The sequence below is a fragment of the Actinoplanes sp. NPDC026619 genome (assembly GCF_040638295.1).
GTDB lineage: Bacteria > Actinomycetota > Actinomycetes > Mycobacteriales > Micromonosporaceae > Actinoplanes.
In genome coordinates, this window is sequence record NZ_JBEZYA010000039.1 from 67,309 (window position 1) to 85,109 (window position 17,801).

Annotated in this window: 12 protein-coding genes; 4 read left to right on the forward strand and 8 right to left on the reverse strand. The window is 70.4% G+C overall.

Annotated elements, in window-relative coordinates; translation table 11 throughout:
* Positions 1-9: 9 nt before the first annotated feature.
* The 5 genes from AB0E90_RS46465 to AB0E90_RS46485 form a co-directional block, all read right to left on the reverse strand.
* Positions 10-1,740 (reverse strand): M20/M25/M40 family metallo-hydrolase, encoded by a 1,731-nt coding sequence (locus tag AB0E90_RS46465; RefSeq protein WP_360419208.1) that lies wholly within the window; start codon positions 1,738-1,740, stop codon positions 10-12.
* 82 nt (positions 1,741-1,822) lie between these two features.
* Positions 1,823-2,266 (reverse strand): hypothetical protein, encoded by a 444-nt coding sequence (locus AB0E90_RS46470; RefSeq protein ID WP_360419210.1) that lies wholly within the window; start codon positions 2,264-2,266, stop codon positions 1,823-1,825.
* A complete protein-coding gene (locus AB0E90_RS46475; RefSeq protein ID WP_360419212.1) occupies positions 2,266-6,969 on the reverse strand; it encodes a DUF4157 domain-containing protein in 4,704 nt (1,567 codons plus the stop codon). Before AB0E90_RS46475 ends, AB0E90_RS46470 begins: the two co-directional genes overlap by 1 nt.
* 103 nt (positions 6,970-7,072) lie before the next feature.
* Positions 7,073-10,417 (reverse strand): caspase family protein, encoded by a 3,345-nt coding sequence (locus tag AB0E90_RS46480; protein WP_360419214.1) that lies wholly within the window; start codon positions 10,415-10,417, stop codon positions 7,073-7,075.
* Positions 10,414-10,767 (reverse strand): hypothetical protein, encoded by a 354-nt coding sequence (locus AB0E90_RS46485; protein WP_360419216.1) that lies wholly within the window; start codon positions 10,765-10,767, stop codon positions 10,414-10,416. Before AB0E90_RS46485 ends, AB0E90_RS46480 begins: the two co-directional genes overlap by 4 nt.
* 75 nt (positions 10,768-10,842) lie before the next feature.
* Between AB0E90_RS46485 and AB0E90_RS46490 the strand changes: the two genes are divergently transcribed.
* Positions 10,843-11,655, forward strand: a complete 813-nt coding sequence (locus AB0E90_RS46490) for an MFS transporter (protein WP_360419218.1) — start codon at positions 10,843-10,845, stop codon at positions 11,653-11,655.
* A gap of 24 nt (positions 11,656-11,679) precedes the next feature.
* Here the strand turns inward: AB0E90_RS46490 and AB0E90_RS46495 are convergent, their stop codons facing one another.
* From AB0E90_RS46495 to AB0E90_RS46505, 3 genes are all read right to left on the reverse strand, one after another.
* Positions 11,680-12,567 carry an aldo/keto reductase gene (locus tag AB0E90_RS46495; RefSeq protein ID WP_360419220.1) on the reverse strand — a complete coding sequence of 296 codons (888 nt, stop codon included), beginning with the start codon at positions 12,565-12,567 and terminating at the stop codon, positions 11,680-11,682.
* Between the two features lie 148 nt (positions 12,568-12,715).
* A complete protein-coding gene (locus AB0E90_RS46500) occupies positions 12,716-12,868 on the reverse strand; it encodes a hypothetical protein (RefSeq protein ID WP_360419222.1) in 153 nt (50 codons plus the stop codon).
* The gene (locus tag AB0E90_RS46505) at positions 12,865-13,248 is read right to left on the reverse strand and encodes a flavodoxin (protein WP_360419224.1); all 384 of its coding nucleotides are present in this window, start codon (positions 13,246-13,248) and stop codon (positions 12,865-12,867) included. Before AB0E90_RS46505 ends, AB0E90_RS46500 begins: the two co-directional genes overlap by 4 nt.
* Positions 13,249-13,591: 343 nt before the next feature.
* Here AB0E90_RS46505 and AB0E90_RS46510 point away from each other — a divergent pair, with 343 nt between their 5' ends.
* From AB0E90_RS46510 to AB0E90_RS46520, 3 genes are all read left to right on the forward strand, one after another.
* Positions 13,592-13,909 (forward strand): hypothetical protein, encoded by a 318-nt coding sequence (locus AB0E90_RS46510; RefSeq protein ID WP_360419226.1) that lies wholly within the window; start codon positions 13,592-13,594, stop codon positions 13,907-13,909.
* A gap of 250 nt (positions 13,910-14,159) precedes the next feature.
* On the forward strand, positions 14,160-15,779 hold the full coding sequence (locus tag AB0E90_RS46515; protein WP_360419228.1) for a hypothetical protein: 1,620 nt from the start codon (positions 14,160-14,162) through the stop codon (positions 15,777-15,779).
* A 260-nt stretch (positions 15,780-16,039) separates the two neighbouring features.
* Positions 16,040-17,566: a cellulase family glycosylhydrolase gene (locus AB0E90_RS46520; protein WP_360419230.1), complete on the forward strand. Its 1,527-nt coding sequence runs from the start codon at positions 16,040-16,042 to the stop codon at positions 17,564-17,566.
* Positions 17,567-17,801 lie beyond the last annotated feature (235 nt).

Here is a 17,801-nt window from a genome sequence, read left to right on the forward strand (position 1 = left end):
GGTTCTTTGTCAGCTGACGGTGAGGGCGGTGTCGTCGAGGACGAAGGACGTCTTCAGCGAGGAGTCCTCGACCCCGGTGAACTTGAGGGTCACGGTCTGGCCGGCGAAAGCGGCCAGGCTGTACGAGCGCAGGGCGTACGCGCCGGCGTTCAGGTTCGAGAACGTGGCCAGCGTGGTGGTGCCGACCTGGACGGTCAGTTTGTCGTACTGGCTGGTGGTGGTCGTCTCGGCCGTGCTGATCTTCAGGTAGAAGCTCAGCGTGTACGCGCTGCAGCCGGTCGGCAGGGTCACCGACTGGGACAGGGTGTCGGTGTGGGTCGAGCCGTAACCGTCGAGCCACGCGTCACGGGTGCCGGTTCGCGGCGCCCCGTCGCCGGTGTTCGCGCCGATGACTCCGCTCGAGCCGGTCCACGGGGTCGTTCCGCTTTCGAATCCCTCGTTGCCGAGCTTCTGGCCGGCACTGGTGCAGCCGCCGCCGGTCCCGCTGACCGTCAGCGTGTACGAGGCGGTGTGGGTCGCGGAACCCGTTCCGGTCACTGTGATGGTGTACGAGCCGGACGCGGCCGCCGTGGTGGTGGCGACGGTCATGGTCGACGATCCACCGGAGGTGACCGAGGCCGGGCTGAAGCTGACCGTGACCCCGGCGGGAGCGCCGGAGCTGGTCAGGGCGACGGTCTGCGCGCTACCGGAGCTGGTGGCGGTGCTCACGGTGGCGGTGGCCGAGGAGCCCGCGGTGACCGCGCCGGTGCTCGGGCTGAGCGACACCGAGAAGTCGTTGGCCGGCGTGGTGCCGCCGCTGGTGGTGAGCGTCCAGAGGGCGTACGCCTCGGCGTTGGCATAGCGGCCCAGCGAAGTGCTGTTGACGTTCGACGGGTACGAGTCGCACGCCTTGTGGTAACAGGAGTCGTACGCCGCCCCGGCGGTACCGCCCCACTTGGTCACCTGCGCGCTGGTCTTGGTGTAGCTGGCGCCGGTGGAGTTGATCGACGACGGGATGCCGGCGTCGCGGAACGAGCCGTCGTCGCTGCAGCACTCGGTCGACGTCTCGGTGGGCACGCTGATCGAGGTGAAGTACTCGCGCAGCTTCACGGCGATGGCGTCGGTGCCGGTCACGAAGTAGCCGCCGTTGGTGGAGGCGACCATGTCGAACGTGCCGTACGCCTTGATCGCGGTCTTCTGGGCCGTGGTCAGCGAGTTGACGTAGAACTTGGAGCCGATCAGCCCCTGCTCCTCGCCCGCCCACCAGCCGAGCCGGAGGTGGTTGGTCATGGTCGGGCCGGCCGCGGCGAACTGGAGCGCGGCTTCCAGGAGGCTGGCCGAACCGGAGCCGTCGTCGTTGATGCCCGGGCCGGCCGACACGCCGTCGGAGTGGGCGCCGAACATGTAGGTCTTGCTGGTGTCGCCGCCCGGCCAGTCGGCGATGATGTTCTTCGCCGAGCCGCTGCAGGTGGTGCAGGTCTGCACGGTGACGGTGAAACCGGCCGCCTGGAGTTTCTGCTGCAGATATGTCGTCGTTGCGGTGTGCCCCGCGGTGCCGGTGGCCCGGTTGCCGCTGTTGCTGGTGGCGAAGGTCTGCAACTGCTGCAGGTGGGCGTTGACGTTGGCGACACTGACGGTCGGCGCAGCCAGCAGGGAGGTGCTGGTCGAGGCCGCCGCCGGCAGCGCGTTGAGCGCCACCGCCACCGTCGCCGCGACGAAAACAGCTAAGGCAGGTCCTGCCTTCACCGTTCTGAGTCTCATAGGGAACTCCTAGGTCCAGGCCGATTCACGGCTGGCCGTAGGAGAACAGGAACGTGCCACCGAGCACAAGATATCGAAACAGCTATATCCCTGCCGGGTGCCACCAGGTGTGTGCGGCCGGGATGCCGGCCGGCACCGCGGGCGGGTCGTCGGCGACTCCCCGGGCGAGTTGCTTGCCGACCTCCCCCAGGTGGAAGTCGCTCAGCGGCGGCTCCGGCCAGACGTGCTGGTCGAGGAGCAACTGGTAGCCGGATCGGGCGTAGAGCGAGTCGAGCAGCCCGTCGTCCTCGGCGCGGTTGTCGAACGGCGAGTCGAGGTTAGCGGCGGCCCGCGCCATCAGGTCGGGGTGGTCGCGCAGCCGGTCGCGCAGCTCGTCCCACTCGGGGCCGGCCGGGGAGCGGCCGTCGAGCAGGGCGACGGCCTGGCCGAGGTAGGTGAGCGCGTTGATGGCGCTGTCCACGTGGTTGTGGGCCACCGCGTAGTCGAGCTCGGCCAGCGCGGAGCGCAGCCGCTGGGTGAGAGTCACTAGAGCTTCTTTCCTGTCAGGCTGGCGATCAGCGCCCACCGGTCGCGGCCGACGACGATGACCCTCATCTCGCGGTCCGCGGTCGTGCGGGTGTAGAAGATGGTCGTGGCACCGTCCTTGGTCTCGATGACCGGGGTGCCCTCAGCGATGGTGCGGCGGGCGCTGGTCAGGTAGGCGGTGGCCGCGTCGCTGAAGCTCTCGCTCACCGGCCGCTCGGCGAGCGGCAGCTCACCCAGGTGCTTGATCGGGTGGTAGGCCGCGTTCGCCTCGCCGCCGAAGGCGAGCCGGGTGGCGTTCTTCCTGATCGACTCCTCGGTGGCCGGTTCGCCGAGGTCGGCCCAGCCGATGCCGCCGAGATCCCGCACCTCCTGGGCCCGGTCGGTCAGGACCCGGTCGAGCTGGGTCAGGTCGGTGTCGATCTGCTCGGCCGCGGCCACCTTGAGATTCTTGTTGGGGAACGCCTTGGGGTCGAGCGTCTTGGCGGTCTCACCCACCCGGGTCTTGTAGTAGTCCCAGCGGTCGACGAAGTCGCCCAGGCCGTTCGAGCCGTCGGCGGCCCAGCGCGCGGCGTTGTCGCGGACGGTCTTGGGCACCGTGTCGACCAGGCCGCCGCCGTTCTTCATGGCCTTTATTCTGCGCAGCTCGTGCTGCGCGCATTCCTGCAGCTTCGGGTGCGTGTCAAGGCCGTACTCGGCGAGCACGGCCTTCTCCTCGGCCGGCATCGGGATCTTGGCGATCTCGAATTGGGGCTGCGTGCCCAGATCGGGGAAGCCGATGCCCATCTCGGCGTCGGAGGCGCGGATGCCGCGGTCCAGCACCCCGTTCACCTCGGCCCGAGTGTGCTTCTCGACCAGACCGACGACCTGCTCGGGGCTCTTGTCCATCCGGGTGACCAGGGCGGCCAGCTCCCCCGCGTCGGCGCAGTGCGGCAGCGCGCGGGCCGCCGAGGCGGGCGACAGGCCCGAGGTGCTCAGCGTGACCAGGCCGCCCTGGTTGCCGCCGGCCAGCCCGAGCAGCTGCTCGCCCTGACGGGGGCCGGCCCACTTCACCATCGCCAGGCCCACCTCGGCGTTGTCGGCCCGGGCCAGCAGCAGTTCCAGGCCTTCGGTGTCCTTGGTGAGCTCCAGCATCGCGATCAGGCGGTCGGCGTCGGTGGTCAGCGCCAGCAGCTTCTCCGCGTTGGCGGCGGCCGGCACGTGGTCGAGAATCTTGTTCAGGGTGGCCGAGTTGCCGGCCTTCTCGAGCAGCCCGACGACCTGTTCCGGGCCGCCGTCCATCCGTTTCACCAGGGCGGCCAGCGCGCTCGCGTCGTCGCAGCGGGGCAGCACGCGCAGCGCCGACGGGACGCTCAGCCCCGACTTGCTCAGCGCGGGCAGCCCGGCCTGGTTCGCCCCGGCCAGGTCGACCAGTTGCTCGGCCGACTTCACGTCGGTCCACTGCAGCAGCACCTCGGCGATGTCCCCGTTCTGCGTCTTGGCCACCAGCGAGGCCAGCCCCTGGGAGTCCTCGGTGAGGGCGAACAGCCGCCCGGCCGCCTCGGTGCTGGGCACGTGGTCGAGGATGCGGCCCAGCGTGCCCGCGTCGCCGGCCCGTTCGAGCAGCTCGCCGATCTTCGCGGGGTCGCCGAACATCAGGGCGTATTCCAGGTGCTTGATGTCGGTGGTCTTGGCCAGCATCCGTTCCAGCAGCAGCGAGTCGCCGGTGGTGGCCAGCAGCTCCTCCAGCTTCACCAGGTCTTTGACTTGGGCGATCATCTTCTCCGCGGCGACCGGGTTGACCTTGATGAGGGCCGACAGGTGGGTCAGCTCGGCCGGGATCTTGCCCGCGCCACGGCCGGCCAGGCGCAGCACCCCCCAGATCGCGCCGAGGCCGCCGACCAGCAGCAGGTTGAGCCCGAAGCCGATCCAGGCGGTGTGCAGCGCGGCCCGGGCCTGCTCGACGGTCACCCCGCCGACCGCGCCGGCCGGGTCGAGAGCGGCCAGATCGACCAGTTTGTACGCGTCGGACACGCCCTTCGCGCCCATCGCGATGCCGGCGCTCATGTCGAGCGCGGCCAGCACCGCCCCGGCCGCGCCCGGCACCACCAGCGAGGCGACGGTCAGCAGGCCGAGCGCGGTGAACACCAGGAAGTCGTGGTCGAGCTGCTTGACGTGCTCTTCCCACTGCCACCTGGCAATGGCGTACGCCACGAAGGGGTTTTGCGGAACGACGGCCCATCGGTCCAGCGCCTGGCCGAGGGTGATGTAGTCCTCGTAGCCGGTCAGGCCGAGCCGGGAGCGGGCCTCGTCGAACACGGCCTTGGCGTAGTCGACCGGCTCGTAGTCGCCGTCGAGGATGCGCTGGCGGACCTTGTCGAACCCGTCGACCGCCTCCCGCATCTCGTCCTTCTTGGCCTCGGCGCCGGCGTCGCTCTCCAGCTTGTCCGCCTGGCCCTTGAAGAAGTCGCGGGCCTGGATCATCGCGGGCAGCTCGGCCGTGGTGATCTGCTGGTCGTTGACGGTGGCCGACTCGATCTCACCCGATTGGAGCCGGGTGATCAGGTCGTCGAGGAAGTGGGCGCAGATCCGGAACCGGGCGGCCGCCTCGGCCCGGTATTGCGGCCAGTTGGTGATGTGGTCGCGCATCTCGTCGCGGTTCTTGGTGACCTGATCGAGCGCGACGGTCTTGAGCATCGGAACCCACGTGCCCTTGACGAACTCGTCGGCGTACTGCGCCTCACCCCGGATGACCTCGGCGATCTTCTCGTAGCCGGTGTCGAGCTGACCGGCGATCTGCAGCTTGCTGGCGTCGCGCTGGGCCTCGATCGCCTGCTTCAGCCCGCCCATCGCCTGGAACAGCGCGAGCAGGCGAGCGACCGGCCCGGCGTCGGCGTCGGTCATCGACCAGGTGGCGGCGATCGCGTCGTACCAGGACATCAGGCCGCGCTCGAGCAGATTTCCCGGCTTGAGCTGCTGGGTCAGGGCGATCGTGGAGGCCGCGGTCGAGGCGGCCCGCTGGCTGTAGCCGTACGGGTCCTGCGCGATCGCGAACTCCTCGTCCGACAGGTCGGCCGGCGAGGCGGTGGCGAACCGGTCGGCCAGTCCCGCGTGGAACGACTGCAGGCCGCGCGCGCTGAGCACCAGCGTCTGCAGGGCGGCGAAGGCGGTGCGCTGGCCGGCGTCGGACCAGAGGGCGCCGGTGAAGCCGGGCTGGGTCGCGGCCCAGCGCGGGAAGTCCTTGGCCAGGTGGTCGAGCAGATTGCCGCGCAGCCCGGTGATGTCGGCGGTCTGCACGAACTTCTCGGGGCTCCGGCCGTCGCTCACCCACCGGTCGAGCAGGAACTTCTCCATCGTGCGGGGCGCGGCCTCGGCGACGTAACGGGTGAGCAGGTCACGGCGGAGCTGGTCGAGCTCGCCGGTCGGGGCGAAGCCGGCCAGGTCGAAGCCGTCCGGGACCAGTTTGACGTCGCGGATGGTCGGCAGCCACAGGGTCAGGAACGCCTCGCTGTGCGTCCGGGTCAGCTCGCCGGTCTGCAGCTCGGACGGCGCCGGGTCGGTCGCGGCGTACTTGGCGAACAGCAGCGGGCCGAGCACCGCGGGGTGCGCGGAGAGACCGGCCGCCGGTTCGGGGCCCTCGCGGCCTTCCCGCTCGAGCACGGTCAGCGCCAGCTCGAACCGGTCGTTGCGGGCCGCGTCGATGACCGTCCGGTCGGGGCCGGGCGAATGGCCGCGCAGCGCGGCGGCCTCTTTCGCCCAGTCGATGTCGCCCGGCCAGAGCGTGTTCGACGCGATCAGCGACTGTTCGACGGGATAGCGCAGGTGGGTGTTGCGGACGGCGGCGGCGCGCGCGGAGAACCGGGCCACGAACCGGGGCAGTTGCCCGGCCGCCGGCCAGGCGTTGACGTCCCGCTTCAGGTCGTCGGCGACCGGCGGACTCTCCAGGTAGAGCTGTCCCTCGTGCATCGCGCCGCCGTCGTCGGTGAGCGCGGCCCCGATCTGAACCTCGATCGCGGCGATCTTGGCCGGCTCCGCCCGCAACGTGTCCAGCAGCGTCTGATCCAGCTCGGTGACCGGGAAGACCCAGCTGGCCGAGGTGCCACCGAGTCGCACGGTGAGCAGCAGGTCGGTGTCGCTGAGATCGCCGGGCATCCGCCGGGCGACCAGGCCGGCGCCGCCGCCGGACCCGGTGATGCGGGCCGGCTGCCCTCGGGTGACCCGCTCGGCCGCGCTCTCCGCCTCGCGCTCGGCCGCGCTCGCCGGGTCGCTCACCACGATCCCGGGCCCGTCGGCGAGCGCCCCGCCACCGCCCTGAACGGTGTGGGCCAGCTCGTGAGCCATCACGTGGTCACCGCCGGCTGAGCCCGGGGCGTACTCCCCGGCGCCGAAGAACACGTCCTGGCCGACGGTGAACGCGCGGGCCTGCAACGACTCGGCGAGCGCCGCGGCCTCGGCGTCCTGGTGCACGCGCACCCCGCTGAGATCCGCGTCGTAGCCCTGCTCGTATTTCGCGCGCAGCCCCTCGTCCAGCGGCTCACCCCGGCCGAGCCGGCCGGCCAGGACGGCGGCCGCGTCGAGGTCGGGAGCGTTGTCGCCCGGCGCCATCAGCCGGGCCACGGCACGGTTGCCGCCGGCGGCCAGAAGCCCCAGCGGGTGCGCCGCCGCGGGCGCCTTCTCCACGCGCGCGACGGGCGCTTCGGCGTCGGGTGTGGCCTCCCGCTCGTGCATCGGCTCTCCCGTCACACTCGGTCACCGTTCACCCCTGATGGTGGCGTGCTCCGGCCGGCCGCACCAGAGCCGGGCGGGCAGCGAAGTGGGCAGTCCGTGTGGATCACTGCGGCCGGCTCGCCTCCCACAGCCAGGCCGAGGTGTCGGCGCCGCACGAGGCGACCGTCCGGCCGTCCGGGCTGAACGCCACCCCGAACACCCGGTTCCGGTGCTCCTCGAGCTTCCGGCTCGGATGCGACGGCAGCGTCAGCGACCAGAGCGTGACCGACCGGTCGTAGCTGCCCGACGCCAGCATCGAACCGTCCGGGCTGAACGCCACGCTCCGCACGGTGTCGGCGTGACCGGTGAGGAGGACGGTGGCCGGAGCCGATTCGCCGGGCATGCCGGTGATCCGGATCGTCCGGTCGTCGCCGGCGGAGGCGAGTTGCGTGCCGTCCGGGCTGAAGGCGATGCTGCGCACGGCCCCGGCGTGCCCGGTTCGCACCGAGCCGGCGGTCGCCCCGGTGGCGCCGTTCCAGAGGTGCGCCGAGCCGTCGCCACTGGCCGACGCGAGCACGCTGCCGTCGGGGCTGAACGCCACCGAATACACCGGACCGGCATGCGAAAGAGCAGGACTCAGTGGTACGCCGGTGACGACGTCCCACAGACGCACGGTCCGGTCGATGCTGCCCGTCGCGATCCGCTTGCCGTCCGGGCTGAACGCCACGCTGAGCACGGCGTTGGTGTGCCCGCGAAGCGCCGGGCGGACCGCTTTGCGGCTCCGCACGTCCCACAACCCCACCGTGTCGTCGTCGCTGGCGGTGGCGAGGGTGCGGCCGTCCGGCGAGAAGGCGACGCTGCGGATGGCGTTCTGGTGGGTGGCGAACGGTCCGCCGGACTGCTTGCCGGTAGCAGTGCTCCAGAGCCGGACGCTGCGGTCCTCACCGCCGGTGGCCACCAGGGAGCCGTCCGGCGAGAAGGCGACCGCCCACACCGCGTCGGTGTGCCCCTTCAGCGCGCCCCGGAACGACGCAGCCGCCGGGGTGGGCACGGCGCCGCCGCCGGAGCGCCACACGACCGCCGTCGCGCCGGTCAGCATCACGACGACGGCCAGCGCGACGGCCACCGTCGTGAACCGCGGCCGCCGGAGCCCGGCAACGGTCTTCCGGAAGGACCGGCTGGGCGGGGTGTGCGGGGTGTGCGGGCTCAGATCGAGGTGCCGCTGGTACCAGTCACGCTGCCGTTCCAGGTGTTCACGGATCCGCTTCCCCTCGCGCCGGCGGTTCGACAGCAACGACTGGACAAGCCGGCGCGCCGGTTCGCTGTCCTTCTCGTCCTCGAGCAGGCGCAGGAACGTCACCGCGTGCTCGGGCGGCACCGACGACGCCCACCGGTCGGCCGCGGCCGCCATGCGATCGTTGCCGCAACGCGCCGCGATCGCCGCGTGGACGGCCTCCGCCACGCGCTGCGGCGAAGCCGCCGGCTCCTCCGCGCACACGGCGCTGAGCTGCCGGTACGCGCCGATCCAGGCCATGTCGGGCCGGGCGATCAGATCCGCCATCCAGTCATCGCGAAGCTGCAGGCCGTCGACCAGCTCGGGCTGGTCACGCAAGCTCGCGGCGATGGTCTCGACGGCATAGCCGTGAACCGCGCTGTCGGTGGCATCGGCAACCGCGACGAGCTGGGCGAACGGTGACTCGCCCGGCGGCCGGCGGGCGACGGAGGCGACCAGCCTTTCGCCCAGCCCGTTGCGGACCGGGTCGAGCTCGGGGGCGGACCAGACGTCGCGCAAACCCGAAAGATAGTCGACGTCGACCGCGCTCCCGGCCGGTCCGGCGGCCGGCAGGCGAGATTCAAAAAGCAGATGGAGTACGTCGAGACGCGCCCGGTTGGCGCCAAGTCGCACCCCGCGCTGCGCCTCGTCGAGGAGCTCCCGATCGAGCAGATCGTCGATGGCCGAGCGGGCCAGCCACGGCCAGATGGCGGGCAGCAACCGGTCGACGGTGGCGCGGGCCTTGCCGACCGTCAGCAGGAGCGCCCAGCCGCGGGGGCAGGCCCGCTCCATCAGTTGAAGATCTTCGCTGTCGACGTCGTACTCGATGTCCGTCGCGCCGCGCAGGGGACGCAGGCAGGCCGGCGGATCGTCCAGCGTCTGGGTGATCCAGTTGACCAGCGACATGGCGTCGCTGTTCTCGGCGTCGCGCATGCCCCGCTCGAGGAACCACAGGCACAACTCGGGCCAGCCGGTCAGCCCCTCGTAGTAGCGCTGCCCGAGATAGAGGCCGTCCGGGAGGTCGACCAGCAGATCGGTGAGGGCGCTCAGCACTGATTCGCTGGTTGCCGTGTGCCGGCGCCGCAGCAACTCGGCCAGCAACGACTCGGCCGCGCGCTGCCCCGCGGAGTGTCGCATCGCGACCGTGAGCAGCTCGCGCGCGGTCCGGTCGGCGGCGTCGTGCATCATGATCTCGCCCAGCCAGCCGGCGAGCCGGTCGGCGACCTCGGGCGACCACTGCCGCCAGAGAATCGCCGCGGCCGAGTCCGGCTCGTCCGCGCCGGCATCGGTCACCGCCCGCCGGGCGAGGAACTGCACGAAGGCGTCCCGCCGCTGATCGCTGATCCCGGCGATGCCGCCCACATATCTCAGCAGGAAGTCGATCTCCGCCGGTGCGGCGACCTCGTCCCGGATCTGCCGATGCCGCACCACTTCGAGGTGCGCCAGGGTGGCCGGATGCCGGGCGTTACGCACCAGCGCCATGCTGCTCCGGCCCTGGTTTCTCTCGACGAGTTCCGGCAGCGGCAGATCCTTGGCGTGCAGCGCGCTCGCCACCGCATCATGAATGGTCGCGGCATCAAGGAACTCGGGCGCGTCCGGAATGCCGTCGTGCAGGACTCGAATGAGCTCACCGGTGTAGGCGGTGTGCCTCTCGCCCAGCTTCGCCACCGCTTCGACCGTCGCCCCGGAGGACAACATCAAGGTGGCCTGCTCGATCGCGGAAACGGGCCGGACCTGTTCGGCGGTCATCGTTTCCGCCGCCAGGGCGGCGTAGCAGCAATCGAGAATCACCAGCCGGCGGCCGGCCCGGCTGTCGCGAGTGCGCTTCCGGATCCGCGCGAAGTCCAGCGTGGTCTCTTCGTCGAGTTCGAGGTCGGCGTCGTACAGCGCCAGGCGCAGCGCATCCGGTGTGTCGTAGTCCGACCGCCCGTGACCCGCGTAGTAGATCAGGAGCAGCCCGCTCTCGCCGGCCCCGCTGCTCGCCCCGCGCAGCGCACGGCCCACGTCCTGGATGCTGGCGGTGCCCGAGACCACCGTGCAGTTGTCTTCGGGCAGTCCCCAATAACCCTCGTCGAGCAGCAATTCCCTCAGGTCCGCCAAGTTGTTCTCGACGGCGGGCAACGCGCCCAGTGACTTGTATGCGCCGAATCCGATGAGTAGAACGCGGGACGAGGCGGGGGCGGCGAGCTGCGTCACTGATAACTGCCCAGTTGATGGGCGAGATCACCGGCGAGTGCCGGATCGTCGGTGTCGATGACAATGGTCGTCTCACCCCGGGTCACCGTGATGCTCAATCGCCGCTCCGGCGGCCGCGAGCGGCGCCAGCTGATGATCGCGACCACGAGCTGCGCCGCCGAGAGCCCCGAGGTGAGCGCCAGCTCGATGCAGTCGGCCACGCCGACCGCCATGCGTTCGGGCGGCGGCGGAGCGATGACCGTTCGCACGTTGCCGTGCATGCGGATGGCGGGATTACGAATAAGCCAGCCGGCCAGGTGCTCAAGCTCCCGCCCGCTGTTCGGCTCAATGATGATATTGATGGTCTGCACGCGCCGTGTCCTTCTCCCGAGCACTCCGGTGTCACATTCCGGTGAGCGGCCTATGGGAGTCTGACTGACCGCGCAATGACCGAGAAGTTGGCGACCGAGATCCGATCCGAACAGCCGAACCCGGACGGGCGACGCCGGAATTGCGCCGTCGGCGTCCCGGCCGTCACCTGGCTCGGGCAGGCCGCCGGCTGGCGGGCCGCCTACCTGGTCATCACCGGCGTGTTCGCGCTCGCGCTGCTGGCCGTGGCCACCACCGTGCCGGACGCGCCCGCCGCGGACGGCTCCCCCGCCGACGAGCTGCGCTCCCTGCGCCGGCCGCAGGTGTGGCTGACCGCCACGACCGCCGCGATCGGCTTCGCCGGGTTCTTCGCCGTCAGCAGCTACCTCGCCCCGGTCACCACCGAGGTGACCGGCCTGGCCGCCGGCACCGTGCCGTGGGTGCTGGTCGCGATGGGACTCGGCATGACCGTCGGCAACGCGCTCGGCGGCTGGTACGCCGACCGGGACCTGCGCCGGACCACCCTGTACGGATTCGCCGCGATGATCGCCTCGGCGGCCTTCTTCGGCCTGGCCGCGAGCACCGCGCCGGGCCTGTTCGCCGGCGCTTTCCTGATCGGCGCGACCAGCCTGTTCCTCGGCCCGGCCCTGCAGTCCCGGCTGATCGCCGTCGCGCCGGGCGCCCAGCTGATGGGCGCGGCCGTCAACCAGTCCGCCATGAACATCGCCAACAGCCTCGGCGCGGCCCTGGGCGGCGCGGTCATCGCCGCCGGCCTCGGCTACCGCGCCCCCGCCTGGGTCGGCGTCACCCTCGGCGCCGCCGGCCTGGCCCTGGCCGCCGCCGGCTTCACCCTCAGAGCCGGCTCGCCGGGCGGATCAGGATCTCGTTGACGACGAGTTGCCGCGGCCGGCCAGTCAGGCTTCGGGGATCGGGCGGCCGAAGGTCTCGAGGGCGATGGCCTCCGGCTCCGGGCCGCCGCGCTTTCCGGTGTCCAGGGCGTCGATCGCGGCGAGTTGCTCGGCGGTCAGTTCGAAGTCGAACACGTCGAAGTTCTCCGCGATCCGGGCCGGCTTCGTCGACTTCGGGATGGCCGAGCGGCCCTGCTGCACGTGCCAGCGCAGCATCACCTGCGCCGGGGACTTGCCGTGCGCCGTCGCGATCTCCCCGATCACCGGGTCCTCGAGCGTGCTGCGGTGACCACTGTCGCGGTAGAACGTGATGCCGCCGATCGGCGCCCACGCCTGCGCCAGGATGCCGTGCCGTACGCCGAACGCCTGCACGTCACGCTGCGCGAAGTAGGGGTGGACCTCGATCTGGTTCACCGCGGGGACCACGGTCGCCTTCTCCAGCAGCGCGGTCAGGTGCTCGACCATGAAGTTGCTGACCCCGATCGCCCGGACCTTGCCGTCGGCCAGCAGGGTCTCCAGGGCGCGGTAGGCCGCCAGGGTCCTGCCGAACTCCGACGGCAGCGCCTGGTGCAGGATCAGCAGGTCGATCTGGTCGACGCCGAGCTTCTTGGCGCTCTTCTCGAACCCGTGCAGCGTCTCGGCGTACCCGTAATCGCTGATCCAGATCTTGGTCTCGATGAAGACCGCCGAGCGGTCGACGCCCGACCGGGCGATCGCCTCGCCGACCTCGCGCTCGTTGCCGTAGGCGGCGGCAGTGTCGATGTGCCGGTAGCCGGCCTTCAGCGCGGCATCGACGGCCGAGCGGGTCTCGTCCGGCGGCGTCTGGAACACGCCGAACCCGATCGCCGAAAGCTCGACGCCGTTGTTCAACGTCAGATGCGGAATGGCAGGCATGGATGCGTTTCCTCTCAGTTCCGGATGCGGGGGTCGTCACTTGGCCTACCCCGTCCCCTACCAGCAAACATCAGGGCGAACCCTTCCGGGAGTTTCTGCGGAACGGGGTACTGGCAGGACCTGTTTGCGGACCGGCACCGCGACCGGGTCAGCGGGTGAGCAGGCCGATGCGGCGAAGCCAGGCCTCGACCGCCGGCTCGGCGCCGGCGACCTCCTCGCCGCGCACGGCAAGACCCTCCCCCAGCTTCGCGCCGGGACAGGCCGCGGCGTAGTCACGCTCGGTGTTTCCCAGACCGCTCATCGCGTACGTCGTGAGCGGGTGGATCTTTTGCCGCTGAAGTCGAGGCCCTCCACCAGCGTGGTCATGATCATCGGTGCCCGGACGTTCCAGATCGGGCTGCCCAGCAGGATCTTGTCGTAGCCATCAATGGATGCCGGCGGGTTCGCGATGGCCGGCCGGGCGTTCTCGTTCTGCTCACGCACGTTGCGCGCGACCGTCGGCTCGTAGTCGTCGGGGTAGGGATCGGCGGCCTCGATGCGGTGCACGACACAGCCGATAAGCCGGCTGATCATCCCGGCCACCACCTCGGTGTTCCCCACCGTCAGGCGCCGGCGGCCGCCGTTGAAGTAGTTCTCCCCGGGGCGCGAGAAGTACGCCAGCAGCACCCTGCTGCCTGACACCGTGCTCGTCGCGGACACGCTGCCGGCCGGCGAGGGTTCAGCTGCCGGGTTATCGGTGCAGGCGCCGAGCACCGCCCCCGCCCGCCGAGCAGGACTCCGCGAAGTACCGCACGGCGCGGCTGCTTGATCATCACATCCACCAGCTCCTCCGGTTTCCGGATCGGCACCCGGCCGCCTCACGCAACCACCTTCTTCGACAGGCAGGGAGACCCTGCCGGAACCGGTGAAGCAGTAACCCCCACCGGCGGCCGGGTCTCCGCAGGGTGCGATGGATCCGCCCGATCGCGGTCGCGCGGAGATAATGCGTCGCGGCCGCGCCCGGGGCAGTGATGGAGTCGCTGGCATGCGGCGGATACTGATCACCGGGCTCGCCGGGGCCGGGAAGACGACGCTTGCCCGGCGGCTTTCCGCGGCGACCGGCATCGCCTGGCAGTCGCTCGACGACCTCTACTACGGCCCTGGTCTGGTGATGGCGCCGACGTTTCCGGCTGCGGTCGAGCAGATGACCGCGGGTGACGAATGGATCTTTGACTCGGGCGGGCCGCCGCCGGTGAATTCTGTCTGCGTGCGCCTGCGTGAGCTCATGTGGTCGCGCGCTGACACCCTGCTGTGGCTGGACTATTCGCGGCACGCCTTGCCGACCCGGCACACCAGGTGTTGAACGTCGTGCGTTTCGGCCGGCCGGACGAGGTTGAAGCCTTCCTGCAGCGAACGGGCAGGCAGCGTTGACCAAGGTCCGCTACGGTGGTGCCTCGCTGATCCAAGGTCAGGAAGGCTGATGGCACGGCCTTTGACCGCGATCCGAACCGCACCACCCGGAGAGTTCACGTAACGACATTTGGCCTGACGGGCATGACCGAAAGAGTCTGATGAACGCGTTGCACGGGAAAACAGCGAGGACAGTCGGCGCAGTGACGGCCGCGATCGCGGCGCTGGCCGCGATCGTGGTGGCCAGTCTTCCCGACCTGAACGGCGATGTGCGTTACGCCCTCGGCGGTCTCGAGGTGTCCGGCGGTGGCGGGGTCAGCATCTGGGACATCTTCGTCTCCCGGCCGCTCGCCTACAAACTGCTGATGGCCGGGCTCGACGAGGGCCGCGAGCTGCTCGTCGGGGATTCCTCGCTGGACACCGCGAACCTGGTGATCCGGCTCGAGACGTACGTCCTGGTCGTCGCTGTGATCGTGGTGTTGTTCCTGGGTGTCCGGCGGCTCGCCGGCTCGCAGGCGGCGGCCGGGATTGCCGGCGCCACCGGTCTGATTCTGCTCATCGCGCCGCCCTGGCACTTCCTCGAGCCCGACTGGGTCGCCGCGCTGCTCGGCGCGCTGGTGGTCGGCGCCGCGTGCGCGCCCCGGCAGCCGTGGCTCGGTGCGCTGCTGGGCGGCCCGGCCGCGATGCTGGTGGTGGCGGTCAAGGCGTCCACCTTCCCGATCGCGCTGATCGCGCTGCTCGTCATCTTCGTGCTCGACCGGCGCCGGGCCGCGTGGACGGCACTGTCCACGGTCGTCTGGGTCGCGGTCTGGTACCTGCTGACCAAGCACTTCCAGCCCTGGGAGTGGACCTGGTTGAGCGACCTGGCCAACCTCGTGCACGTCAAACCGCAGGGCATCCACATCGACGACCTGCGCCTGCTGCGCTTCACCGTCGGCGACGCGGCCGTGCACACCCCGATCGTGGCGCTCGCGCCGGCCGCCGCGGTGGCGCTCGTCCGCCGCGAGACGGGCCGCCGGCGCTGGTGGGGCCTGGTGATCGCGGTGGTCGCCGGCGCGTTGTCGCTGGCCCCCGCGTACGGGCAGGGCGAGTTCTTCGACTACCACTACGCCTCCACCGTCGTGCTCGCGGCCGGGGTGTGCGGCGCTGCCTTCGCCCTGTGCCCCGGGTTCCGGTTGCCGCTGGCCGCCGCCACCGTGCTCGTCAGCGCGCTCAGCCTCGTCCTGCTGCACCAGCCCGCCTCCTGGCGGCACGGCCACGCCGGGAAGGTGGTCTGGGCGTACGAGATCGGCGCGGCCCTCCTCGCCATCGCCACCTGGTTCCTCGCCGGCCGGGTGAAAATGCCTCTGCCCTGGTCGGTGGGCGTGGTCGCGCTCAGCTTCGCGCTGCTGCCGCCGGTGCTGCCGGGCTTCCCGTACACGTTCAGCGCCTACAACTACACCGTCAAGGTCAATCGATCGGCCGACGCGGCCCTGGTCGAGCTGGGCAAGCAGCTCGGCCCGGACACCCCGGTGCTGTACCTGACGTACGGCCCGATCAACCACGCCATGGGCAACCCGACGACCTGCCGTTACCCGTCGCCGCTGTGGTTGCAGCGCGGCGCCATCACCCCGCGGATGCGCACCCGCCCCAGCTACGCCGATAACCTGCGCTGCCTGACCGAGGACCAGAACGCCAAGTATCTGGTCGTGCAGCCGGCCTGGTTCAGCATCGCGAAGTCGGCCCCCGACGTGCAGGCCCTGCTCAACGAACGGTTCGACTGCTCCCCGGCCGCCCTGATCCCGTCCCCGCGGTCGCTCATCGTCTGCCCGGCCCGGGGGTAACGGCGGCCAGTAGCAGGTGCCGCAGTTGCCGCTGCCGTCCTGGTCGGGCTGACCGGAACCGCCTTGTAGGGCTCGTAGCTCGGGGTCCCGGCGGGCCCGGCAACGCCGTTCGCCTGCGCCCGGCTCTGCCGGGCGGAAGTTCCGGATGAAACACATCGATCGACATCTCTGCTGCCTCAGCATCTTGACTTGCCCGAACAGGGCGGCCAATCATGTGGGAGCGCTCCCAAATATTGACGATCTTGAAAGGAGTGCATCTCATGAGACACCGCTTCGCATTGGTGACGGCGGCATCCGGCCTGCTTCTCGCGGGGGCAGTGGCGGCGGTGTCCACCACCGCATCTGCCGCCACCACCGGCTGTTCGGCGACATACACGGTGGCCAGCCAGTGGCAGGGTGGATTTCAGGGTGGGGTTTCCTTCACCAACCTGGGCGATCCGCTGAGCAGCTGGAAATTCGAGTTCGACTTCCCCGCCGCCGGTCAGGCGGTCAACCAGGGCTGGAACGCGACGTGGGCCCAGTCCGGCACCCATGTCAGCGCCTCGAACATGAGCTGGAACGGCCCCGTCGCCACCGGCGGCTCGGTCTCGGTCGGCTTCATCGGCTCGTTCAGCGGCAGCAACCCGTCGCCCACCGCGTTCAGCGTCAACGGCATCGCCTGCACCGGCAACGCCGCGACCACGGCGCCGACCACTGCGCCGACCACTGCGGCCACGACCACGCCGACCACCACGCCGACGACCGCCCCCACCACCACCCCGCCCGGCGGTGCTGCACCGGCCCTGCACGTGAACGGCAACAAGCTCGTCACCGCCGCCGGGGCGACCTACCGGCTACTGGGGGTCAACCGGTCCAGCGCCGAGTTCGCCTGCGTCCAGGGCAAGGGCGTCTTCGACGGTGCGCAGCCCGACCAGGCCACGGTCGACGCCATGAAGGCGTGGAACATCCACGCGGTCCGGATCCCGCTCAACGAGGACTGCTGGCTCGGCACCTACGGCACCCCGAGCGGCCTCGAATACCAGACCGCGGTGAAGGACTATGTCGCCCTGCTGGTCGCCAACGGGATCAACGTGATCCTGGACCTGCACTGGAGCCACGGCGCCTACACCGGCACCTCGAGCGCGTGCGCCGACGTCAACGCGACCTGCCAGAAGCCGATGCCCGACGCCCAGTACGCGCCGCAGTTCTGGTCCAGCGTGGCGACCATGTTCAAGGGCAACGACGCGGTGCTGTTCGACCTGTTCAACGAGCCCTACCCGGACGCGGCCAACAACTGGTCGGACATGACCGCGGCGTGGACCTGCCTGCGGGACGGCGGCACCTGCACCGGCTTCACCTACGAGGTGGCCGGCATGCAGGACCTGGTCGACGCGGTGCGCGCCACCGGCGCCTCGAACGTGCTGCTGATCCCCGGTCTCACCTGGACCAACGACCTGACCCAGTGGACGGCCTACAAACCGGCCGACCCGAAGAACAACATCGTGGCGTCCTGGCACTCGTACAACTTCAACGCCTGTGTCACCACCGCCTGCTGGGACAGCCAGATCGGCTCGGTGGCCGCGCAGGTGCCGGTGCAGGCCGGCGAGATCGGCCAGAACACCTGCGCGCACGACTACATCGACCAGGTGATGGCGTGGGCGGACGCGAACGGCGTCGGCTACACCGCCTGGACGTGGAACCCGTGGGGTTGCACCGGCGGCAACGTTCTGATCCAGGACTACACCGGCACCCCGACCGAGACGTACGGCTCGGGTTTCAAGGCCCACCTGCTCACCGTCAACCCGTAACGGTCCGCCCGGGATCCCGGCGGTCCGCCGGGATCCCGGCCTTTGAAGGGAGCACCATGCCGCGAGGGTTCCGCGCGTTCGTCCTCGGCGCCGCTCGCGATCCGGTCCAGTGCCTGGCGTTGATCGGCGATCACCTATACGCCTAGGGCGCATCTGACGGATCATCACTGGTTGCGATGATCGATCGTTGTCTCGTCGTGGCTGGTGATTTGACTGATGAGGACTGGCAACGGCT